Annotated in this window: 18 protein-coding genes, 1 tRNA gene and 1 pseudogene; 11 read left to right on the top strand and 9 right to left on the bottom strand. The window is 73.5% G+C overall.

The genetic code is table 11. From position 1 onward, the window contains the following. Positions 1–140: 140 nt before the first annotated feature. From ACIHCM_RS07980 to ACIHCM_RS07960, 5 genes are all read left to right on the top strand, one after another. On the top strand, positions 141–1,121 hold the full coding sequence (locus tag ACIHCM_RS07980) for a hypothetical protein (protein WP_399892178.1): 981 nt from the start codon (positions 141–143) through the stop codon (positions 1,119–1,121). A 25-nt stretch (positions 1,122–1,146) separates the two neighbouring features. Beyond that, positions 1,147–2,664: an amino acid permease gene (locus ACIHCM_RS07975; RefSeq protein ID WP_399890872.1), complete on the top strand. Its 1,518-nt coding sequence runs from the start codon at positions 1,147–1,149 to the stop codon at positions 2,662–2,664. 178 nt (positions 2,665–2,842) lie between these two features. After that, positions 2,843–3,937 carry a mechanosensitive ion channel family protein gene (locus ACIHCM_RS07970; protein WP_399890869.1) on the top strand — a complete coding sequence of 365 codons (1,095 nt, stop codon included), beginning with the start codon at positions 2,843–2,845 and terminating at the stop codon, positions 3,935–3,937. Between the two features lie 225 nt (positions 3,938–4,162). Then, entirely contained in the window at positions 4,163–6,382 is a 2,220-nt protein-coding gene (locus tag ACIHCM_RS07965; RefSeq protein WP_399890866.1) for an NADP-dependent isocitrate dehydrogenase, read from the top strand. Between the two features lie 141 nt (positions 6,383–6,523). Then, entirely contained in the window at positions 6,524–7,324 is an 801-nt protein-coding gene (locus ACIHCM_RS07960; RefSeq protein WP_399890864.1) for an N-formylglutamate amidohydrolase, read from the top strand. Between the two features lie 71 nt (positions 7,325–7,395). Here the strand turns inward: ACIHCM_RS07960 and ACIHCM_RS07955 are convergent, their stop codons facing one another. From ACIHCM_RS07955 to ACIHCM_RS07945, 3 genes are read right to left on the bottom strand one after another with little or no spacing between them, the layout of a single operon-like run. Then, a complete protein-coding gene (locus tag ACIHCM_RS07955; RefSeq protein WP_399890861.1) occupies positions 7,396–7,893 on the bottom strand; it encodes a hypothetical protein in 498 nt (165 codons plus the stop codon). Continuing rightward, positions 7,890–8,465: an RNA polymerase sigma factor gene (locus ACIHCM_RS07950; RefSeq protein ID WP_399890858.1), complete on the bottom strand. Its 576-nt coding sequence runs from the start codon at positions 8,463–8,465 to the stop codon at positions 7,890–7,892. The genes ACIHCM_RS07955 and ACIHCM_RS07950 overlap by 4 nt, the downstream gene beginning before the upstream one ends. Before the next feature lie 59 nt (positions 8,466–8,524). Then, positions 8,525–9,955 carry a S8/S53 family peptidase gene (locus ACIHCM_RS07945; protein ID WP_399890855.1) on the bottom strand — a complete coding sequence of 477 codons (1,431 nt, stop codon included), beginning with the start codon at positions 9,953–9,955 and terminating at the stop codon, positions 8,525–8,527. A 110-nt stretch (positions 9,956–10,065) separates the two neighbouring features. On the opposite strand from ACIHCM_RS07945, the gene ACIHCM_RS07940 reads away from it, so the two are divergent. Then, positions 10,066–12,669: a CHAT domain-containing protein gene (locus tag ACIHCM_RS07940; protein WP_399890852.1), complete on the top strand. Its 2,604-nt coding sequence runs from the start codon at positions 10,066–10,068 to the stop codon at positions 12,667–12,669. Between the two features lie 16 nt (positions 12,670–12,685). Here ACIHCM_RS07940 and ACIHCM_RS07935 read toward each other — a convergent pair whose 3' ends face one another. Further along, a complete protein-coding gene (locus ACIHCM_RS07935) occupies positions 12,686–14,491 on the bottom strand; it encodes a LuxR C-terminal-related transcriptional regulator (RefSeq protein WP_399890849.1) in 1,806 nt (601 codons plus the stop codon). 95 nt (positions 14,492–14,586) lie between these two features. On the opposite strand from ACIHCM_RS07935, the gene ACIHCM_RS07930 reads away from it, so the two are divergent. Both ACIHCM_RS07930 and ACIHCM_RS07925 read left to right on the top strand, forming a co-directional pair. Then, a complete protein-coding gene (locus tag ACIHCM_RS07930; protein ID WP_399890846.1) occupies positions 14,587–15,672 on the top strand; it encodes a M12 family metallopeptidase in 1,086 nt (361 codons plus the stop codon). A 214-nt stretch (positions 15,673–15,886) separates the two neighbouring features. Beyond that, positions 15,887–16,180 carry an SCO4225 family membrane protein gene (locus ACIHCM_RS07925; RefSeq protein ID WP_399890843.1) on the top strand — a complete coding sequence of 98 codons (294 nt, stop codon included), beginning with the start codon at positions 15,887–15,889 and terminating at the stop codon, positions 16,178–16,180. Positions 16,181–16,232: 52 nt separating this feature from the next. Here the strand turns inward: ACIHCM_RS07925 and ACIHCM_RS07920 are convergent. Then, a tRNA-Pro gene (locus ACIHCM_RS07920) sits at positions 16,233–16,306 on the bottom strand. A 122-nt stretch (positions 16,307–16,428) separates the two neighbouring features. Next, positions 16,429–17,150: pseudogene (locus tag ACIHCM_RS07915) on the bottom strand (LysR substrate-binding domain-containing protein); the annotation flags it as partial. A 128-nt stretch (positions 17,151–17,278) separates the two neighbouring features. Between ACIHCM_RS07915 and ACIHCM_RS07910 the strand changes: the two are divergent. After that, positions 17,279–18,079 (top strand): EamA family transporter, encoded by an 801-nt coding sequence (locus ACIHCM_RS07910; RefSeq protein ID WP_399890840.1) that lies wholly within the window; start codon positions 17,279–17,281, stop codon positions 18,077–18,079. 128 nt (positions 18,080–18,207) lie between these two features. Then, complete coding sequence (locus tag ACIHCM_RS07905) at positions 18,208–18,552, top strand: cupin domain-containing protein (protein ID WP_399890837.1); 345 nt, start codon at positions 18,208–18,210, stop codon at positions 18,550–18,552. Here ACIHCM_RS07905 and ACIHCM_RS07900 read toward each other — a convergent pair. Next, positions 18,542–19,546 carry a LacI family DNA-binding transcriptional regulator gene (locus ACIHCM_RS07900; protein ID WP_399890835.1) on the bottom strand — a complete coding sequence of 335 codons (1,005 nt, stop codon included), beginning with the start codon at positions 19,544–19,546 and terminating at the stop codon, positions 18,542–18,544. The two genes, ACIHCM_RS07905 and ACIHCM_RS07900, sit on opposite strands and share 11 nt — an antisense overlap. Positions 19,547–19,660: 114 nt before the next feature. Between ACIHCM_RS07900 and ACIHCM_RS07895 the strand changes: the two genes are divergently transcribed. Further along, entirely contained in the window at positions 19,661–20,824 is a 1,164-nt protein-coding gene (locus ACIHCM_RS07895; protein ID WP_399890832.1) for a Gfo/Idh/MocA family protein, read from the top strand. 10 nt (positions 20,825–20,834) lie between these two features. Here ACIHCM_RS07895 and ACIHCM_RS07890 read toward each other — a convergent pair whose 3' ends face one another. Both ACIHCM_RS07890 and ACIHCM_RS07885 read right to left on the bottom strand, forming a co-directional pair. Continuing rightward, positions 20,835–21,446 (bottom strand): TMEM175 family protein, encoded by a 612-nt coding sequence (locus ACIHCM_RS07890; RefSeq protein ID WP_399890829.1) that lies wholly within the window; start codon positions 21,444–21,446, stop codon positions 20,835–20,837. Between the two features lie 74 nt (positions 21,447–21,520). After that, positions 21,521–22,555 carry a LacI family DNA-binding transcriptional regulator gene (locus ACIHCM_RS07885; RefSeq protein WP_399890825.1) on the bottom strand — a complete coding sequence of 345 codons (1,035 nt, stop codon included), beginning with the start codon at positions 22,553–22,555 and terminating at the stop codon, positions 21,521–21,523. Positions 22,556–22,561: the final 6 nt, after the last annotated feature.

Here is a 22,561-nt window from a genome sequence, read left to right as displayed (position 1 = left end):
GATCCATGAGGAGAATGCGGAAGCTCCGCCTCTATAGTGACGGCCGACCGGACGTGACCTTGTCAACCGCCGCTCGGGGGAGCCCTGTTGTTACTCCAGCCAGCCGTTCCCGTCCACCCGCTGAAGGGGACGGGCGGATGATGGCCAGAGACGGAGCACGACCCGCCTACGACCCGGCGGGACCCGACGCCGCGCTGCGCACGGCCCTGCAGGAGGTACGCACCGGACGCTGGATGTCGATGCGCACGCTGCTCGCCGAGACCTCCTCGTGGTGGCAGTGGACGCAGCGCACCCAGGTCCTGGCGGCCGCGGCCGCCGGCACGGACGTGGTGCGGGCCTGGCTCGCCGAGGAGCCGGACAGCGTCCCGGCCGTGGTGATGCACGCCCGGGTGGTGGTGGAGCGCGCGCTGCGCGCCGCCCGCGGGGACCACCGCCGAACGCAGGAGCTGTGGCACGAGGCCTGGCTGGCCGCCGACACCGCCACCCGCGCGAGCCCGCAGGACCCGGTGCCGTGGGTGTGCCTGCTGGCGCTGGCCCGGCTGGACGGGGAGCAGCGCTGGGACGAGCACCGGGTCGCGGCGCCCGAGCCGATGCTGCCGCCCGGCCCCTGGGGACTGCTCGCGGAGGCCGGCAAGCGCGATCCGTACAACCGCGAGGCCCATCACCGCATGCTCCAGTTCCTGTTCGGACGGGCCACCTCGGGGCGGCTCGCGGAGGCGGTCGGGTTCGCGCAGTGGGCGGCCGACGGGGCGCCGCCGGGCTCCGCGCTGCACGTCCTGCCGCTGTACGTGCGGGTCGAGCGCTACCGGCGGGCGGGCGGCAACGACGCCGCCCTCGATCTGCACTGGGTCGCCGAGGACGCGACCCGGGAGGCCCGGCGGGCGTTCCACTCCTGGTTCGAGCTCACCGTCGCCGCCGAGCGCTCCCCGCTCGACCTCAACCATCTCGCCCACGCGCTGTGGGGCGCCCTTCAGTTCCCGGAGGCGGCCCGGGTGTTCGACGCGATCGGCCCGTACTACGCGCCCCTGCCCTGGGCGCACCGCACCACGGACCCGTCGGGCCAAGCCGCCGTGGACGTCTTCCTCCAGGCCCGCAGCCGCTCCACCGCTCGCCGCCCCTGACTGTCCCGTTCCGCCTAACCGAAGGATGCGCATGTCCAGCAACGCCCTCCCGCCGCAGGACGAGGAACAGCGCCTGCGCGAACTCGGCTACAAGCCGGTGCTCGCCCGCCGTATGGGCGGGTTCGGCAACTTCGCGATCAGTTTCTCGGTGATCTCCATCCTGTCCGGCTGCATGACCCTCTACGGGTTCGGCATGGGCGCGGGCGGACCCGCGGTGATGCTGTGGGGCTGGGCCGGGGTCGGCCTGTTCGTGCTGTGCGTGGGCCTCGCGCTGGCCGAGGTGACCAGCGCCTATCCCACGTCCGGGGCCCTGTACTACATGGCCGACCGGCTCGGTGGCCGCCGCTGGGGCTGGTACACGGGCTGGCTGAATCTGCTCGGTCTGCTCGGCGCGATCGCCGGCATCGACTACGGGGCCGCGCTGTTCACGGGCGCCTTCCTGAACCTCCAGTGGGGCTTCGAGCCGACACCGGAGAAGACCTTCGTCATCTTCATGGTGATCCTGCTGCTGCACGCCACCCTGAACCTCTTCGGCGTCCGCCTGGTCAGCGTGCTCAACTCGATCAGCGTGTGGTGGCACCTCGCCGGTGTCGCGCTCATCGTCGGCGCCCTGGCGATCGTCCCCGACCACCACCAGTCGCCGTCCTTCGTCTTCACCGAGTTCGTCAACGAGACCGGCTGGGAGAACCCGGTCTACGTCGCCGCGATCGGCCTGCTGCTCGCGCAGTACACGTTCTCCGGCTACGACGCCTCGGCCCACCTCTCCGAGGAGACCGCCAACGCGTCGGTGTCGGCGGCGCGCGGCATCGTCCGGGCCATCTGGGCGTCCTGGATAGCCGGTTTCGTGCTGCTCGCCGGCCTGACCTTCGCGATCCAGGACTACGCCGCCACGCGGGCCAGCGAGACGGGCGTGCCGCCCGCCCAGATCCTGCTCGACGGCCTCGGCACGGACGGCGCGAGCGCGCTGCTGCTCGTCGTGATCGTGGCCCAGCTGTTCTGCGGCAACGCCGAGGTCGCGGCGGCCAGCCGGATGGTCTTCGCGTTCAGCCGGGACCGGGCCCTGCCCGGCTCGGCGCTGTGGCGCAAGGTCAGCAGCCGCACCCAGACCCCCGTTCCCGCCGTCTGGCTGGCGGTGGGCGTCGCCTGCCTGCTCGCCCTGCCGTCCCTGTACTCCGCGACGGCGTACGGGGCGGTCACCGCCATCAACGTGATCGGCATCACGCCCGCCTACGTCATCCCCGTGTACCTGCGGCTGCGCGCCGGGGACCGGTTCACGCCGGGACCGTGGAACCTCGGCCGCTGGAGCAGGCCGATCGGCTGGATCGCGGTCGTGTGGGTGGCCTGCGTGACCGTCCTGTTCTGTCTGCCGCAGTCCTCGCCGGTGACGGTCGACACGATGAACTACGCGTCCGTCGCCCTGGTCGTCGTACTCGTCCTCGCCACCGCGTGGTGGTACGTCGCCCGCCGTTCGTACGGAACGCCCACCAGCGCCGCGTACGGAACGGACCGGGAACAGGCGGAAATGGCCGAGGGAATCGTCTGAGCCGCGCGATCCGGCCGCCGGACCAGGTACGAACTGGCGTGCCTGATACGGCAGGATGAGCGATCGCGCCGCCCCGCACTCCGGGACGGCGCGCTCGCACATCCCGTCTTCGAGCAGGTGACAACGTGACGCGACTTCACATCCGGTATGCCGCAGCTTGTTTCCCCGGAGGTGACCGATGACCCGCGCGCTGACCCTGGACGACCTCATGCTCGCCGGGATCGCCCTCGCGGCCGGTCTGCTGGCGGCGTTCCTGCTGCGCACGCTGCTGCGCTGGCTGGGCAAGCACGCCCTGCGGACCCGCTGGGGCGGCGACGACGTCATCGTGGACGCCCTGCGGACCGTGGTGCCGTGGGGGGCGGTCGTGGGCGGCGCGGCGGCGGCCGGAGGCGTGCTGCCGCTGACCCGGACGGTCCAGCACCACGTCAACCAGTCCCTGACGGTGCTGTTCATCCTCGTCGTGTCGGTGTCCGCGGCACGGGCGGTCGCCGCGCTGGTGCGTTCGGTCGCCCAGTCCCGATCCGGGGTCGCCGCGTCGGCGTCGATCTTCGTGAACATCACCCGGGTCGTGGTGCTGGCGATCGGTTTCCTGGTGATGCTCCAGACCCTGGGCATCTCCATAGCGCCGTTGCTGACCGCCCTCGGTGTCGGCGGCCTGGCCGTCGCCCTCGCCCTCCAGGACACCCTCGCGAACCTCTTCGCGGGCATCCACATCCTCGCCTCCAAGACCGTCCAGCCCGGCGACTACATCCGGCTGAGCAGCGGCGAGGAGGGCTACGTCACCGACATCAACTGGCGGCAGACCACCATCCGCAACCTCTCCAACAACCTGGTCATCATCCCCAACGGGCAGCTCGCGGGGACCAACATGACCAACTACAACCGGCCCGAGGAGCAGCTGACGATCCTCCTCCAGGCGGGCGTGGCGTACGACAGCGACCTGGAGCAGGTCGAGCGGGTGACCATGGACGTCATCGCCGAGGTGATGAACGAGATCGACGGGGCCGTCCCGGAGCACGAGCCGGCGGTCCGCTTCCACACCTTCGGCGACTCCCGGATCGGGTTCACGATCATCCTGGGTGTCGGCGAGTTCAGCGACCAGTACCGGATCAAGCACGAGTTCATCAAGCGGCTGCACCGGCGGTACCGGGCCGAGGGCATCCGTATCCCGGCCCCGACCCGGCGGGTTTCGCTGGAGCAGGGCCCGGTGTCGATACCACAGCAGCGGGGAGCCGGGGAGACGGAGGACATGGCGGCCTTCCGCATCGACTGAGCGGCCGACCGCCGAAGGGGCGCCGGGCGTCCGCGACACGCCCGGTGACCTGCCGCTTCTTACGGTGTCAGGCCGCCCCGGGCGGAGCCGGCCGGCAGTGCTCGGCCACCGGGGCGGCGGGCGGGGATCCGGATGCCCGGATTCACGCGGACCCCGTTCGAGTGGGGGCCCGGCACGAGATATCTTGATGTCGAGCAATGTTGCAGACGTGGAGCGGAGCACCCGGTGACTGACTCGACCATCATCTATACGCACACTGACGAGGCCCCCGCCCTGGCGACGTATTCCTTCCTGCCGGTGGTCCGGGCGTACGCCTCGCAGGCGGGTGTCGCCGTGGAGACGCGGGACATCTCGCTGGCCGGCCGCATCATCGCGGTGTTCCCGGAGTACCTCACCGAGGACCAGCGCATCCCGGACGCCCTGTCCGAGCTGGGCGAACTGGCCAAGACGCCCGCGGCCAACATCATCAAGCTGCCCAACATCTCGGCGTCCATCCCGCAGCTGAAGGCCGCGGTCGCCGAGCTCCAGGGCCAGGGCTACGCGCTTCCGGACTACCCGGACGACCCGAAGACCGACGAGGAGCGCGAGATCCGCGCCCGCTACGACAAGGTCAAGGGCTCCGCGGTCAACCCGGTCCTGCGTGAGGGCAACTCCGACCGCCGCGCCCCCGCCTCGGTCAAGAACTACGCCAAGACCCACCCCCACCGCATGGGCGCCTGGACCGGCGAGTCCAAGACGAACGTGGCGACCATGGGCGTGGACGACTTCCGCTCCACCGAGAAGTCCGTCGTGATCCCCGAGGACGGCACCCTGCGGATCGAGCTCAAGGGCGACGACGGCTCCACCACCGTCCTGCGCGAGTCGGTACCGGTCCTCGCCGGTGAGGTCGTCGACGCCTCCGTGATGCGTGTCGCCGCACTGCGCGAGTTCCTGACCACGCAGGTCGCCAGGGCGAAGGCGGAGGGCGTGCTGTTCTCCGTGCACCTGAAGGCCACGATGATGAAGGTCTCGGACCCGATCGTCTTCGGTCACGTGGTGCGCGCCTTCTTCCCGAAGACCTTCGCCCGGTACGGCGACAAGCTCGCCGCGGCCGGCCTCACCCCGAACGACGGCCTGGGCGGCATCTACAAGGGCCTGGAGGCCCTGCCCGAGGGCGCCGAGATCAAGGCCTCCTTCGACGCCGAGCTCGCCGAGGGCCCGGAGCTGGCGATGGTCGACTCCGACAAGGGCATCACCAACCTGCACGTGCCGTCCGACGTGATCGTCGACGCCTCGATGCCGGCCATGATCCGCACCTCCGGCCACATGTGGGGCCCCGACGGGCAGGAGCACGACACCCTCGCGGTGCTGCCGGACTCCTCGTACGCCGGTGTCTACCAGGCCGTGATCGACGACTGCCGCGCCAACGGCGCCTACGACCCGTCGACGATGGGCTCCGTCCCGAACGTGGGCCTCATGGCGCAGAAGGCCGAGGAGTACGGCAGCCACGACAAGACCTTCGAGATCCCGGTCACGGGCACGGTCCGCCTGGTCGACGGCAACGGCGACGCGGTCATCGAGCAGACCGTCTCCGCCGGTGACATCTTCCGCGCCTGCCAGACCAAGGACGCCCCGATCAAGGACTGGGTGAAGCTGGCCGTCACCCGCGCCCGCGCCACCGGCGACCCGGCCGTCTTCTGGCTGGACGCCACCCGCGCCCACGACGCCAACCTCATCGAGAAGGTCGACGCCTACCTGGCGGAGCACGACACCGAGGGCCTGGACATCCGCATCCTGGCTCCCGTCGAGGCCACCAAGCTGTCGGTGGAGCGCATCCGCCGCGGCGAGAACACCATCTCGGTCACCGGCAACGTGCTGCGCGACTACCTGACCGACCTGTTCCCGATCCTGGAGCTGGGCACCAGCGCCAAGATGCTGTCGGTCGTCCCGCTGATGGCCGGCGGCGGCCTGTTCGAGACCGGCGCCGGCGGCTCCGCGCCGAAGCACGTCCAGCAACTGGTCAAGGAGAACTACCTGCGCTGGGACTCGCTCGGTGAGTTCTTCGCGCTGGTCCCCTCCCTCGAGCAGTACGCGCAGGTCACCGGCAACGCCCGCGCCCAGGTCCTCGCGGACACCCTGGACCGCGCCACGGCGACCTTCCTCAACGAGGACAAGTCCCCGACCCGTCGCGTCGGTGGCATCGACAACCGCGGCAGCCACTTCTACCTGTCCCTCTACTGGGCGCAGGAGCTTGCGAAGCAGACCGACGACGCCGACCTGGCGAAGGCCTTCGCGCCGCTCGCCGAGACGCTCGCCGCGAACGAGCGGAAGATCGTGGATGAGCTGATCGCCGCGCAGGGCAAGCCCGCCGAGATCGGCGGCTACTACCAGCCCGACCCGGCCAAGGCCGCGACGGTCATGCGCCCGTCGGCCACCTGGAACGAGGCGCTCGCCTCCCTGAGCTGACGCCCAGGACCGAAGAGCCGCCCCTTCCGTCTCCGCCCCGACCGGTGCACCGTCCGGCCGGGGCGGAGCCGTGTCCGGCGGACGCGACGGCGATGTGACACCTTGATCGTGATCACCCCGCCGACGACCCCGGAGCCGCCCATGACCAGCCCCACGCCGTCCTCCTTCGAGCTGCTGCCCGGAGCCGGCGACTCACCCGTGATCCTGCACGTGCCGCACGCCGCCCGTCGGATACCGGCGGACGTGCGGGCGGGGATCCTGCTGGACGACGGGGCTCTGGAGCGCGAGCTGGACCACATCGTGGACGCGTACACGGACCGGATCGCCGAGGGTGCGGCGGAGCAGGCCGGGGTGACGCCCTTCAGATTCGTCAACCGGCTGTCGCGGCTGGTCGTCGACCCGGAGCGGTTCCCCGACGAGCGGGAGGAGATGCTCGCCGCCGGCATGGGTGCCGTGTACACGCGGACCACGCACGGGGATGCGCTGCGGGGCACGGACTTCGATCCGGAGCCGCTGGTCGAGCGGTACTTCCGGCCCTATGCGCGCGCCATGACCGACGCCGTCTCCGGACGGCTGGCCGCCGCCGGACGGGCCGTGGTCGTCGACGTGCACTCATATCCGAGCGTCCGGCTGCCGTACGAGCTGCACGGGGACGGAGCACGGCCGGCCGTGTGCCTGGGGACCGACCCCTTCCACACCCCACCCGCGCTGCTCGACGCGGCCCGGGAGGCGTTCGCGGGGATCGGGGAGACGGGGCTCGACAGCCCCTTCAGCGGGACGTACGTACCGCTGCGGTACCACGGGAGCGAAACCCGGGTCTCCGCGCTGATGGTGGAGATCCGACGGGACACGTACATGAGCGAGCCCGGAGGGCCGGCCGGACCGGGGCTGTCCCGGCTCGCCTCGGCGCTGGCAGACCTGGTGGACGCCCTCACGCGGTGACCACATGGGCAGGGGGGCCGGTGGACCTCCCCTGCACCTGGTGAGACGCCTGGGCCGGGCCCGGCCGCTGCTCAGGCCCGCAGCCACTCCGTCACGACCACCTCCCCGCCGGCCCGCAGGCGCAGCGCGAACGGGCCGGAGGGCGCCACGTTGCCGGCGAAGCGGCCCATGGCGTCGGCGGTCAGCGTGTCCGGCACCGCGGGCTGCGGGCCGCCCAGCACCTCGATCCGGGCCGGCTGCGGCGGCAGCAGCTGCCCCATCAGGCCCTGGGCGGTCACCTCGACGTCGACGGTCAGGTCACCGCTGCGGAAGGTCAGCATCCGCGGCGCGTCCGTCACACCCCGGACGGGGATGGCGTCGACCAGCGAGTCGAAGGTCAGCTCGGCGAGCCGGGCGTCCAGGTCGTGCAGTGCGAAGGCGTCGACGGCGAGACGGCGCAGCTGAGCCGGCACCGGGTCCAGGACGGCGGCGGCGCCACGGAGCTCCTCCTCCAGCGGTCCGCCGTCGAACTCGTCCTCGTGCAGGGCGTCCTCGTTCTCGTCGAAGCCGTCCCGGTCGGTGGCGTTCACGATGCTCCCCGTGCGTCGAGTCGGGCCCGCAGACGGCGCAGGCAGCGCTGGCGCAGTGGCCCGATGCTGCCGACGGCGATCCCCAGAGCGGCGGACACCTCCTGGTAGCTGGGCGGCGGCGAGGCCATCAGGACCCGCAGCAACTGCCGGCAGCGCTCCCCCAGTTCCTCGAACTCCTGCCACAGCCGCCGGACGCGCTCGCTCTCGGCGGCCGCCTCCTCGGAGTCGATCACCGTCTGCTCGGGCGTACGGTCCTCGCTGACCCGGTCCAGCAGCTGCGGATCGTCGGTCGGTGTCATCCGCCGCAGGCTCTTGAGCACCTTCAGGCTCTCGTGCCGCGCGGTGCTGGCGAGCCATGCGCCCGCCTTCTGCGGTTCCCGGATCCGCCCCAGGTGCTGGGCGAAGCGGAACCAGACGGTCTGGTAGACCTCGTGCGCGTCGGCATCGGAGAGCCGGTGGGCGCGCACCACCGACCACACCAGTGGGCTCAGCCCTTCCACCAGCGCTTTCCAGGCCGCCGCGTCACCGTCGACGGCGGACTGGACGAGCGCGCCGACATCTGCACGGTCCACGGCCCCACCCCTCGTGTACGGCAAGTCATCGTACGCCGTGGCGGGGACCGTCAGGACACTCATGCCGCGGCACCGGACGTACCGGCCGGACCGGGGCGCCAGGTCGGCGGAAGCAGGGCCGGTACGATGGCGCCGCGCACCTCCGCGAACTCGGTGTTGCCCGCGAGCAGTTGCTGCCGGGCGGCACGCGGGTCGGTCTCCTTGTGGGCGACCATGTGCGAGGCGATCAGCCCGGCCACCACGGGGGTGGCGAAGGAGGTGCCGCTCCAGTTCGCGAGCCCCGCGAACATCACCTGGTCCGGCTCGCCCTGGCCGGCCTGCCCGCCGCTGAGCACGCCGGTGTGCCGGGGGGACTGGCAGGTGCAGGCGTAGCTGAAGCCGTAGCGGCAGGACTCGTACGTGGAGTGCTGGTAGACGTACGGGACGGGCTTGGCGAAGCCGGTCAGGGCGCTGGTGAGGCGCTCCCCGGGGGCGTAGACCTTCACCCAGGCGCCGTGGTTGCTGAAGCAGGCGCCGAACTCGCCGTCGCTGCGCAGCGCTCCGACCGACAGCACGGAGCTCGCGTACTCGGGCAGGTCGGCGTAGGCCGCGGGCCAGAAGGGGGTGGCGCTGCCGTTGTTGCCGGCGGCGGCGACGAGCAGGGTGTCCCGGGTGCGCAGTTCCTCCATGAAGGCCTGGACGCCGAGCAGGCCGTCGGTGCGGCCGTTGGAGGTGCCGGCGGAGAGGCTGATGATGTCGGGCCAGCCGCCGTCGACGGCCTCGAAGAGCTTGTCGCCGAACTCGGACTCCAGGATGGCGCCCGCGTCGTTCAGGGTGTTGCGCACGGTGAGGTCGGTGTTGGGCGCGACGGCGGCGACGAGTCCGCCGATGAACGTGCCGTGCCCGACGTACTGCTGGAGCACGCCGTCGTCGTCGCACTCCTGGATCTGGAGGTCGCCCTGGGCGCGGGCCAGCAGCGGGTACGCCCGGTGGTCCTGCATCAGGCCGGTGTCGATCACCAGCACGCCGACCGCGGTGTCCGGGTCGTGGAGTCCCTCGGCCGGCGCAGGGTTGGGCTGCTCGGTGGGCTGGGCGGGCACGGGCTCGTCGCCGGGGCAGGCGTTGACCGCGATGTGCACCACGTGGTTGCGGCTGACCAGCCGGCGGCCCGCGCGACCCTCCGCGGTGCGCAGCGCGCGCAGGGCGCCCGCCACGTCACGGTCGCCGCGGCGGTCGCCCTGCCCGGGGTCGCCGACCTGGATACGGGTGATTCCGGAGCGGTTGGTCTCGGGGCTCGCCCGGCGCACGCTCTCCCCGACGAGGCCTGCGGTCTCGGTGAAGTGCGCGCGTACGGTGTCCTCCACCATGCGGGCCTCCTCGCCGTCCCGGGCGAGGACGACACCCCTCTCGTACATGAACTCGGCGGAGTCGTCCGGTCCCATCGCCAGGGGGACGTCCGGCATCGACCGCTGGATCTGGTCGAACTGCTCGCGGAATCGCTGTGGTGCCATGGCGGGTCCTCCCACTGGAGCGTTGCGTCGACAACTAGAGCGGACGAGCCGCTGATTGATACAGAGACAAACCCGTGTGACATGGTTCCGGGGCCACTACCATCCGAGGGGTGACAGCGGGAAGCGACACGGTTCTCGAACTGCTGCCGATGGTGTTCGCCGCTCCGAACGACGCGCTGGCGGGGGCGGAACGGGTGCTCGGCACCGACCCGCCGCCGTTGCACGCCTCCGTCGCCCATCAGGTGATCGGCATCTGGCAGCGGGACTTCGGCGATCTGCGGATCGCCCTGGACCATCTGCGCCGCGCCCGCGATCTGGCGGCGCGCGCCGAGTCGGCCGAGCGGGAGGCGGACGTCCTCGCCACGCTCGGCGTGGCGCTGGTGCACGCGGGCCGCACCCGGCAGGGCCTGGCCGCGTTCGAGCGGGGCGTGCTGCGCGGTTCGGGTCACACGCGCGCGCGGGTGCTGTACCGCCGGGCCTACGTGTGGTGGGTGCTGGGGCACCACCGGGAGGCGCTGGAGGACGTTCGCCGGGCGATTCCCGTGCTGCGCCAGGCGGACGACGTGATCTGGACGGCGCGGGCGCTGACGTTGCGGGCGACCGTGCATCTGGCGCTGGGCTCGGTGGAGCGCGCCGACGCGGACTTCACGGCGGCCGAGAGGTTGTGGGACACCACGGGGCAGGAGCACGACAAGGCCGACGCGGTGGAGAGCCGGGGGCTGGCCGCGTTCCGTTCCGGTGACATCCCGGCGGCGCTGCGGCTGCTGGACGAGGCGCAGGAGCGCTACGCCAAGCTCGGCACGCCCTCCTTCATGCTCGACATCCGGCGCTGCGAGGTCCTGATGGCGGCCGGACTGGCCAAGGAGGCGCTGGCCGAGGCGGACGCGGCGACAGGGGTGCTGGACGGCATCGGCGGGCAGTCGACGCGCAAGGCGGAGCTGCTGCTCGTCGCCGCCCGCGCGGCCCGGCTGGCCGGCGATCCGCACACCGCGATCGCCCGGGCGGCGCTCGCGGTGCGGCTGTTCGCGGCGCAGCGGCGCACCTGGTGGGAGACACACGCCCGGCTGGTGCTGATCGACGCCCGGGTGGCCGCCGGGCGCCGTTCCGGCCGGCTGGTCGCGGACGCGGCCGCGGTGGCGGACCGGCTGGCCGCCTTCGGGGCGCCGGCGGCACCCGAGGCGTCGCTGCTCGCGGGCCGGATCGCGCTGGGCCTGGGCTGGCGCACGGACGCGGAACGGCACCTCGCGGTCGCCGCCCGCAGCAGGCACACGGGTCCGCCGCACGCACGCATGACGGGCTGGGCGGCACAGGCCCTGCGCGCGCGTGCCGCCGGTTCGAGCCGCGGGGTGCTGGAGGCCTGCCGACGCGGGCTGGACGTGCTGGACGACCACCGGATGACGCTCGGTGCCTCGGAGTTGCGGGCACGCGCCACCGAGCAGGGCGCGGAGCTGGCCGCGCTGGCCCAGCAGGCCAGTCTCACCGGAGGGGGCCCGCGGCGGCTGCTGGTGTGGAGCGAGCGCTGGCGGGCCACGGTGCTTTCCGCGCCGCCCACCCGGCCGCCCGCCGACCCCGCCCTGGTGCGCTCGCTGACCGCGTTCCGGGAGATCGCCGCCCGCGCGGAGGCCGCCCGCATGGAGGGGCGGCCGGTGCCGGCGCTGGAGCGTGAACAGCGGCGCCTGGAGCGGGAGGTGCGCTCGCGGACCCTGCACATGCGGGGTGAGTCGCCGGGTGACGGTGACCTGTTCGACGTGGGGCGGCTGCTGGCGCGGCTGGGCGGGACGCGGCTGGTGGAACTCGCTGTGCTCGACGGGCGCGTGCAGGTACTGCTGTGCGGTCAGGGGCGGGTGCGGCGGTACGAGGCGGGGCTGCTCGCGGAGGCGGAGGCGGAGGCCGAGCACGTGCAGGCCGGGCTGCGGCGGCTCGCCCACCCGGGCGCCGAGGGGCGGCTGCCGGTGGTGGAGGCGGCGGGGCGGCGGCTGGAGGAGCTGCTGCTCGGGCCGGCGGCCGCGCTCCTGGGGCCCGGGCCGGTCGTGGTGGTGCCGCCTGCCCGGCTGCACCGGGTGCCGTGGGCGCTGCTGCCGTCGCTGCGGGAGCGGGTGCTCAGCGTGTCGCCGTCGGCCGGCAGCTGGCTGCGGGCGCGGGAGACCGAGCCGCCACCGGGCGGGCGGCACGTCCTGGTGCGGGGGCCCGGACTCGCCACGGGGGGTGCGGAGGTGCCCGAGGTCGCGGACGGGTACGGCAGGCCGACCGTCCTGGAGCACGACGAGGCCCGCGTCCCGCGGGTCCTTGAGGAACTCGACGGAGCGGCCCTCGCGCACATCGCCGCGCACGGCACGTTCCGCGCGGACAGCCCGCTGTTCTCCGCGCTGCGGATGGCCGACGGGCCGCTCATCGTGCACGACTTCGAACGCCTGGACCGCAGCCCGTACCGCATCATCCTCTCCAGCTGCGACACCGCCCGCCTCGCCACGGTCGGCGCCGACGAACTCCTCGGCCTGGTCACCGCGCTGCTTCCGCTGGGCACGGCGGGCGTCGTCGCGAGCAGCGCGCCCGTCAACGACGCCGCCGTGGTCCCCCTGATGCTCGCCCTCCACAAGGGCCTCGCCACCGGCCTCTCCCTGGCGGAGGCCCTCCGTGACGCCCGCGCCGCGCTGCCGGCCGACGCGGTCCACCAGGCGACGGGGTGGGCGTTCACGGCGTTCGGGGCCGCGTGACACGGCGTCCCCGCGTCTACGCGGGCCGCGCGTCCGGCAGTTCCACCAGCCAGGGCAGGGCCGCGCGGTCTCCGGTGCCGAGGCGGGCGTAGGCGCTGTAGAGGTGGTTTCCGACCGTGCGGACGGAGAGGGTCAGCTGCTCGGCGATCTGGCGGTTGCTGAGGCCGGCCGCCGCCAGGGTGACGATCTGGCGCTGGCGGGCCGTGAGTTCGCCGAGGGCGAAGCCGGACAGGGCGGGGGTGCGGGCGCCCTGACACCGCCGGGCGAGGGCGGCCGCCCGGCTGCGTGAGGTGCGGGCGGCACGTGGGTCGCGGTGCGCCCGTACCGCCTGCGCGTGCGCCTCGGCGGCGAACAGCAGGAAGCCGCGCTCCTCCAGCCGCCGCGCCGCCCGGTCCAGGGCCGGCCCGTCGCCGCGGGCGAGCGCGTCGGCGTGCTCGGCGAAGACACCGTGCAGGCGGCCGGCGGCGTGCTCCGGCGCACCGAGACGTACCCCGTCGTAGGCACTGTCCGCGCCGGCCGCCGCCAGCGCCCGGTCCAGGTCGCCGCGCGCCGCCGCGGTCCAGACGGCCACGGCTCCGCTCCCGGCGGCCTCCCCACCGTCGGTCAACTCGCCCGACTGCGCCGCGGCCAGGGCGAGTTCGGCACGGCAGGCGGCATCCCCGGCCGTACCGCGCAGCCCTTCCCTGGCCCACGCCCCGGCCTCCCGCAGCTCTCCGCGCAGCCGCGCGAGGCGGGCCCGCACGGCGGCGTACCCGGCGGGCACGGTGGCCCCCTCGGCCACGAGCCACTCCCCCACGGGCGCGGCCTGCGGCCGTACGTCGCACTGCTCGATGTGCCGCAGCAGCGTGGCCTGTTCCGCGGCGAGGGCGGCGGCGCACCGGTCCGGCGTGCCCGCCAGGCGCCGGGTGCGCAGGCTGCCGGCCGTGGCGCGCAGTGTGGGGCCGAGGAGGGGGTGGGCGAGCCGGACGGCGCCGTCGTCGTCGATGTGGATCAGGGCGTCGTGTTCGAGCTGTTCGAGGATGCCGAGGTCGAGGGTCTCCATGGGCAGCGGGAGCGGTTCGGCGAAGGCGAGGCGGTCCAGGGTCTCGCGCTCGTCGGGGGCGGTGCGCTCCAGGGCGGGGGCGATCCGGGCGAGCACGGTCGCGGTGACCGGCACCGGCCCGCGCCACGCCCGCTCGTCCGTGCCCTCGACGCGAGTGAGCAGGCCGCCGTCGCGGAGGGCGCCGACCAGGTCACGCAGGAGCCGCAGGTCACCGCGGCACAGCCGGTGCAGGCGGTTCACGGTGAGCGGCTCCACCGGGCCGCCCGCGCCCGCGGTGATCAACTGCGCCGCCTCCCGCGCGGGCAGCGGTTCCAGGGCGAGCCGGGGCAGCAGTTCCCCGGTCCACAGCCGGGACACCGCCGCGGGCACCGGTGCGCTCTCGGTGACGACGACCAGCAGGCGGGTGCGCCCGTGCACGGCGAGCTGGTGGACCAGGGCGGCGGAGGCGTCGTCGAGCAGGTGCGCGTCGTCCACCAGCAACAGCCGGGTGCCGGAGAGCAGCTGCACCGCACGGTGCAGCGTGACTTGCTCGGGCAGCAGATGGGCGAACGCGGCGAAGGGGATGTCCCGGGTCTCGGGCGTCCCGGCCACCCTGGAGCAGTCGGCACCCCGGACGGCCTCGGTGGCCAGGCGGGTCCTGCCGCACCCGGCGGGGCCGGTGACCACGATGCCAGGCCGGCCGGCGGTCAGCGAGCGGCGCACGAGCTCCAGTTCGTCCTCCCGGCCGGTGAGGGGCCAGGGCAGTTCCAGGGTCTTCGCGTCCTGTTCGTAAGTCGTCACATGAACAGGAGCGTCCCTACTCAGTCCTGATACAGGGCGACTTGAGTAGCCCCCGACTCAGGCGCCCGGGGTGAGCCCGACGGCAGGCTGTGCGCATGCCCGGACGCTACTGCTCCCTCGCGCAGGCGTCGGCCCCCATGTTCATACCGGGGCTGACCGCCGAGCGGCTCGGTGCGCTCGCAGGGGGCAGCCGGATGTGGGTCAACGGCACCGTGCTGCATTACTGCTTCTTCGCCGGCGACGGCGACGGCTCCGTGATCCCCGTGCCGGGGACCGCGGAGACGCGGCGGGTGTCGTGGGGCGGCGCAAAGGAACAGCAGGACGTCGTCCGCGAGTGCCTGGCGCAGTGGCAGGGCCTGGGCATCGGCGTCACCTTCGCCGAGGTCGACGACCGGACGGAGGCCGAACTGCGGATCGGCTTCCAGCTGGGCGGCGGCTCGTGGTCGGCGGTGGGCAGGGACGCGCTCCGGGCCGGCCTGCACGAACGCACGATGAACTTCGGCTGGGACCTGACCGGGCCCGGGGAGCGTGGGACGGCCCTGCACGAGATCGGGCACGCGCTCGGGATGCTGCACGAGCACCAGAGCCCGTTCGCCGGCATCCACTGGGACGACGAGGCCGTCTACGACGAGCTGGCGGGCCCGCCGAACTTCTGGAACCGCGACCGTACCTTCCACAACATCTTGCGCAAGCTCGATCCGGACGAGGTCAACGGCTCCGTCTGGGACCCGCACTCGATCATGGAGTACGCGTTCCCGTCGGGGCTGATCCTGGAGCCCGAGCAGTTCCGGGCGGGGCTGAACCCGCCCGGCACGCTCTCCGCCCTCGACAAGGAGTTCGTCCTGCGCTGGTACCCGCCGGCCGGCCCGTCCGGGCCGCCCGCGCTGGTGCCGTTCCGTTCGGCGCCGCTCGGTCTGGGGCCGGGCGAGCAGGCCGACTTCACCGTCGAGCCGCCGGAGACCCGCACGTACACCGTGGGCACCTTCGGCGACAGCGACACCGTCGTCGTGGTCTTCGAGGAGCGGGACGGCGAACCCCGCTACCTCGCCGGACAGGACGACGGGGGCACCTCCGGAAACGCCACTGTGCGGGCCCGGCTCGTCAAGGGCCGCCGCTACTTCGTCCGTGTGCGCCTGTACTCCTCCTGGGGTCCGGGCGAGACGGCGGTCATGTGCTGGTGACCGCAACTCCCCACGCCACACGGACGCCTGGACCACAGTCCGGCACCGGGGGAGCGGTCGGGGTCCGTCACCTTCGGGGGAGGGTGACGGGCTCCGACCACGCCATGCCGGGCGCGGACGCGCCCAGCCCCGTTCGAGCAGGGGCACGGGTGCCTCAGGGCACCCGGGAGGGGGTACCCGGGTGGGGACACAGTCCCGTACCCGAGGAGACCCCATGCGTTCGCCCCGGCAGACCGCCGGTCTGTACACCCGCGGAGACACCGCCCTGCTGCTGGCCGGGGGCTACGCCACACTCGTCGTCGGCGTCGCCGCCTGGCTGGGCACGCTGGTCGCGGTGGGCGACCCCGGCTTCGGCGGGATCTGGCTCATCGCCCTGACCCTGCCCGTGTCCATTCCCCTGGTCGCGATACCCGCCTCACCGGCGGCCCACGTCGTGCTGCTGGCCGCCGGAGGCCTGGCCCAGGCCTGGGTGCTGTGGCGGCTGCTGCGCGGCAGGCGCGCCGCGTGAACGCCAAGAGGGCCTTCGCCGGCTCCCACCGGCGAAGGCCCTCTCCGCACCGTCGGGACGACAGGATTTGAACCTGCGACCCCTTGACCCCCAGTCAAGTGCGCTACCAAGCTGCGCCACGTCCCGGTGCGTCGGCACCCGGATCTCCGGGTGAACACGCAGGTAAACCCTACCCCATACGACGCGGGGGCTCGTTCATGCGCCGGGCCTCCCCCACCACGGGCGCCACTGCCGGTGGGCGCGCGGGATCAGGTCCGGTACAGGCCCGAGAGCAGTTCGATCACCGCCTGGGCGGCCGGGTGCGGGTCGTCACGCCACCAGGCCACACGTACGGCGACGGGTTCGGCGTCCCGGACCGGCCGGTAGACGACGCCGGGACGCCGGTACTGGTGGGCGGTGGACTCCGCGGTGACGCCGACGCACCGGCCCGTGGCGGTCACGGTGAGCCAGTCGTCGACGCCGTGGGTCTCGCCGGTCTCCGGCCGCGCGTCGGGCGGCCACAGCTCGGGGTGGTGGTGCCGGTACGGCGGTCGATCAGCAGCCTGCGCCCGGCCAGCTCCGCGAGCCGCACGGAGCGGCTGCGGGCCAGCGGGTCGTCGGCGGCCGGCGCGCACAACCGCCGCTCCAGTCCCACGATGGCGGAGTCGAAGCGCCGTTCGTCCACCGCCCACCGCACCACCGCGAGATCGCAGCTGCCCTCCCGCAGCCCGGCCGTGGGCGAGTTGGCCCGCACCAGGTGCAGTTCGGTGTCCCGACGGGCGGCGCTCCAGCGTCGCTGGAAGGGCAGCGTGTGCCGGCCCAGGGCCGCCCAGACGTAGCCGATCCGCAGCCGGTCGTGCCCCGAGGCGGCCTCGCCGACCACGCCGTCGACCTCGGCGAGCACGCGCCGGGCGTGTGCCACCACCCGCAGCCCGGTGGCCGTCGGTGTCACTTCGCGGGAGGTACGCCGCAGCATCCTCACGCCCAGGGCGTGCGGTTCATTCATGTTGCGCAACCACCGGCCCGGGCCCACGATCGGCGCATGCGAACTGCTCCCGCCCGCGCGTCCCCGCCCCCGCGAGCCGGCTCCGGGACGGCCGGCCGGCCGGGATCGTCGCCATGGCCGGCAGCGGACTGTCCAACCAGCTCGGCGCGGCCGTCGGCGCGCTCGCCTTCCCGGTGGTCGGACTCGTCGGTGTCGTGGTGGTGCGCCAGTACCTGGCCGCCGCCGTGCTGCTCGCCGTGGGCAGGCCGCGCACAAGGGAGTTCACCTGGCACGAGTGGTGGCCGGTGCTGCTGCTCGCGGTGGTCTTCGGCACCATGAACCTCAGCCTGTACACCGCCGTCGACCGGGTCGGGCTGGGGCTCGCCGTGACCCTGGAGTTCCCCGGTCCGCTGGCCGTCGCACTGGGCGCGGCCCGGCGCCCGCTGGACGCCTGCTGCACGCTGATCGCGGCGGCGGGCGTGGGGGTCCTGATGCGTCCTCAGCCGTCGGCGGACTACGCCGGAATGGGCTTCGGCCTGCCGGCGGCCGGCTGCTGGGCGTCGTACATCCTGCTGAACCGCACCGTCGGCCGGTGGCAGCCCGGGGCGCAGGGGCCCGCGGCGGCGGCCGGGGTGTCCGCACTGCTGTTCCTGCCCGTGGGCGTGGTGCTGGCGGTCCGCAGCCCGCCGACACCGCAGGCCCGGGCGTGCGCCGTGGCGGCCGGGCTGCTCGCGTCCGCGGTGCCCTACCTGGCGGACGTGTTCACCCTGCGCCGGGTCCCCGCCCAGACGTTCGGCCTGTTCATGAGCGTCAATCCGGTGCTCGCGGCGGTGGCCGGACAGGTGGTCCTCGATCAGGGGCTGGGCCCGGCGGAATGGGCGGGGATCGGCGCCGTCGTGGCGGCCAACGCGCTCGGCATGCTCGTACGGCGGTGAGCGCCCCGGCGGGGCCGGTGCGTGTCGCCGGCTCGTCCCGCCGTCGCGACGAAGTGTCCGCCGGCGGGTGCGGATACCGCACAGCTTGTCGGCACCGGGTGGGCGTTCGCGCTGGTTAGGGTCCTGGCATGAACCACAGCTTCGCTCTGCACATCCCCGACGCCGAGCTCGAACCGGAGCCGCTCGACCCGGCGCAGATCGTCTCCGGGACGCCCGAGGTGACGGGGAAGGTGGTCTGGGAGTCGGCGGACGGACGACAGGTCCGTGGCATCTGGCAGATCACACCCGGCGTCGTGACCGACACCGAGGCCGACGAGCTGTTCGTGGTGGTCAGCGGGTCGGCGACGATCGAGGTGGCGGACGGTCCCACGCTGCGGGTCGGCCCGGGCGACATGGCGGTACTGCGGGCGGGCGACCGCACGACCTGGACGGTGCACGAGACGCTGCGCAAGGCGTACGCGATCAACCTTTGACGGCGGCGGTGGTGCCGCGGATCTCCAGGGTCGGCACCGCCAGCTGGAGCCGTCCCTCTCCCCCGGGCGCCTCCAGCCGGTCCAGCAGGCAGCGGGCGGCACGGCGGCCGACCTCGTGCCCCGCGTGGTCGACGGTGGTCAGCCACAGATGCCGCAGCCGGGAGATGCTGGTGTTGTCGTAGCCGGTGACGGAGAGGTCCCCCGGCACGCTCAGGCCCAGATCCTCGGCCGCCGACAGGGCGCCGACGGCGGCGATGTCGTTGACGGCGAGGACGGCGGTCGGCCGGTCCGGGCGGGCGAGCAGCCGGACGGCGGCACGGTGGCCGCCCTCCTCGGTCTGGTCGCAGGGTTCGACCACGGCGTACCCGGCGAGGCCGTGCGCGCGCATGGCCGCCTCGAAGCTGCGCCGGCGCAGCACGCCGACCGCACCGTATCCGGCGAGATGCGCGATGCGCCGGTGCCCGAGCCCGATGAGGTGCTCGGTGACCAGCCGCGTGCCCTGCTCGTCGTCGCCGGCCACGACGTCGACGCCGGGCGGCACCGGTTCGCGGGCGCCCGCCACGACGACCGGGATCCGGGCGGCGACCGTACCGAGCGCGGCCGGGTCGGGCAGGGTGCCGACGACGACCAGGCCGTCGGTCCCGAGGTCCAGGAAGGGTCCGGTCAGGTCGTGACCGGTACGCCGGCTGAGACGGGCGTCGGCGAGCAGCATGTGCAGACCGGCCGTGTGCAGCAGGGAGTTCAGGCCGTCGAGCAGGTCCACGAACCAAGGGTTGCGCAGGTCGTTCAGGAGCACGCCGACGGTGCGGCTGCGCCGTTCGCTGAGGGTGCGGGCGGCGGCGTTCGGCCGGTAGCCCAGCTCGCGCACGGCGCGCAGCACCGCCTCGCGCTTCTCCGGGCGGACCTGGTCCGAGCCGCGCAGCACCAGGGAGACCAGCGACTTGGAGACACCGGCGTGCTCCGCCACGTCGCGGATGGTCGGCGGTCTTCGCATGTCCTGGACCGTTCCACGGGCCGCACCGGGTTGTCAAAGGGGTTGACAGCGGGGCGAGAGGCCACTGATCGTGGGGCTCGACGGGAATGGACCGGTCCAATAGGGGGTGCTGTCATGGTGAGCACGCTCGGTGTCGCCGTCGTCGGGTTCGGCTGGATGGGCCGCGTGCACACCCAGGCCTACGCCCGCCTGCCGCACCACTATCCGCACCTCGCCCTGCGTCCGCAGCTGGTGACCGTCGCCGAGGAGGTGCCGGGCCGGGCGGAGCAGGCCGCCGGGCAGTTCGGGTTCGCGTCGGCGACCCGCGACTGGCGCGAGGTGGCCGCCGACCCGCGCGTGCGGGCGGTCAGCGTCACCGCGCCCAACTTCCTGCACCGCGAGATCGGCGTGGCGATGGCCGAGGCCGGCAAGCACATCTGGATCGAGAAGCCGGTCGGCCTCACGGCCGGCGACGCCCGCGCGGTCGCCGACGCGGTGGCCGGGGCCGGGCTGCAGGGCGCGGTCGGCTTCAACTACCGCAACGCGCCCGCCGTGGAGACCGCCCGCGAGCTCATCGCCGCCGGTGAGCTCGGGACCGTCACCCATGCCCGGTTCCGTCTGTTCAGCGACTACGCGGCGCATCCCGAGGGCGCACTGACCTGGCGGTACGAGCGGGAGCGCGGCGGCAGCGGAGTGCTGGGCGACCTGGCCTCGCACGGGGCCGACCTGGCCTGCTTCCTGCTCGGCGACATCGCGTCGCTGACCGCCGACACCGCGATCTTCGTCCCGGAACGCGCCCGCCCCAGCGGCGCCACCGCCGGCCACTCCCGCGCCACGGGAGGCGAACTCGGCCCGGTCGAGAACGAGGACTACGTGAACTGCCTGCTGCGCTTCGCCTCCGGCGCCCGGGGCGTCCTGGAGGCCTGCCGGGTCTCGGTCGGCGAGCAGAACAACTACGGGTTCGAGGTGCACGGCACCAAGGGCGCGGTGTTCTGGGACTTCCGGCGCATGAACGAGCTGGCCGTCGGGCGGGGCACCGCTTACCAGGACCAGCCGGTGAGCACGGTGTACGTCGGCCCTGGCCAGGGCGAGTTCGCCGCCTTCCAGCCGGGCGCCGCCAACGCCATGGGCTACGACGACCTGAAGGTCATCGAGGCGTACCGCTTCCTGCGCTCGATCACCGAGGGCACCCCGTACGGGGCCACGCTCCGGGACGCCGTGCGCAGTGCCGTCGTCCTGGACGCGATGGCACGGTCCGCCGCGAGCGGCGCCTGGGTGGCCGTCGACGCGCCCGGCTGATCCGCGGCGGTCAGCGGGCCCGCCGGGACGCCCGGCTGATCCCGACCTTGGCCGGGATCAGGACCAGCCACCACAGCATCGCGCCCGGCCCGATCAGCGCGGCCAGCGGGACGGTGAGAAGGAAGACGATCACCGTCACGGCGGAGTCGAGCAGGTCGCGCCCGGTGCCGACGTCCTTCGGCTCGTCGCCGCGCAGCCAGGGTCGCCTGGCCACCAGGACGGCCATGGCGAGGTGGGTGGCGCCGAGGGCGGCGACCGCCGCGCCGTAGATCGCGGGCGAGGCCGGCTCCCCGCCGTAGTCGGAGACCAGCCGGGTGGGGAAGGGCAGCAGGGCGGCGAGGCCCAGCCCGAGCAGGGACAGGGAGATGAGGTGGCCGTCGACCTGCCGGACCGTGCGGAAGATCCTGCGGTGGTCGCGCCAGAAGCCGCCCAGCACCACCACGCTGAGCGCGTAGGCCCCGAGGTCGGGCAGCAGTTCGTACAACGCCTCCTCGTACTGCGCGGAGTCGAGGTCGCGTGGCACGGAGAGGTCCAGCACGAGCAGGGTGATGGCGATGGCGAACACGCCGTCGGCGAGCGCCACCACCCGCTCGGGCCCGCCCTCCGGGATCGGTTTCCGCATGCGCAGGACGGTAGGGAGCCACGGCCCGGCGAGCGGGGATACACGCCCGGCCGGGGCCCCGGGCCGTGCCGATGTCACACGGCCGCCGCCTGGGGCGGCATGTTGTAGGGCGTCACCACCTGGATCGCGGACGGCAGGGTGGGACCGGCGGGGGGCAGCGCGCCGTGCGCGCGCATCACCTGGTGGCACGCCTCGCGCAGGTCCTGGCGCAGGTCGTGGTGGAGCACGGCCGACAGCCGGTGCTCGCGCAGCAGGCGGATGTTGTCGTGGTCGAGGTCGTGCGCGACGAACACCGCGCACTCGCGGCCCAGGTCCGCGAAGGCACGCAGGGTGGCGTTGTTGCCACCGCCGATGGAGTAGACGGCGCGGATGTCCGGGTCGCGTTCCAGGGCGGCGCGGACGAGGTCGTACTGCGTGGCGTCCAGGCCCTGGCCCTCGGCGATCTCGACCAGGGAACGTTCCGGCTGCCGGGCGCGCATCGCGCTGCGGAAGCCCATCTCGCGTTCCTCCTCGTTACGGAAGAAGCCGCTGCTGAGGCTGGTGAGGACGTTGCCGGGCCGGTCGCCGAGCCATTGGCCCATGAGGTACGCGGCGGTCGCGCCCGCCGCCCGGTTGTCGATGCCCACGTAGCCGAGACGGGCGCCGGCCGGCAGGTCGGTGACCAGGGTGACGACCGGGATGCCCGCCGCGTGGAGCCGGGCCGCGGCGGCCGTGACCTCGGGGACGTCCGGGGCCTTGAGGACCACGCCCTGGGAGCCCCGCCGGGCTATCCGGTCCAGGGTGCGCACCTGCTCCGCCACCGGCCCGGTCTCACGGAAGTGGAACCGCGAGCGCACCACGGCGGGGTGCAGGGACGGCAGCTCCGCCTCCAGGGCTGCGCGTACGGCGGTGCTGAACCGCTCCGGCGCCTGCATCACGATGTCGATCATGAAGGTGCGACCCGCCAGCCGGACCTGGCCGCGCTGCCGGTCCAGGTCGGCGATGGCACGGCGCACCTCTTCGGCGGTGCTCTCGCGCACGCCGCCCCGCCCGTTGAGGACCCGGTCGACGGTGGCCTCGCTCAGACCGGCCTGACGTGCGATCTCCCGGATCGGGAAAGGGTGTCCCACGGACGG

Origin of the sequence: Streptomyces sp. NPDC052023 (genome assembly GCF_044548465.1) — a bacterium.
Lineage (GTDB): Bacteria > Actinomycetota > Actinomycetes > Streptomycetales > Streptomycetaceae > Streptomyces.
This window is presented reverse-complemented; position numbering and strand designations above follow the sequence as displayed.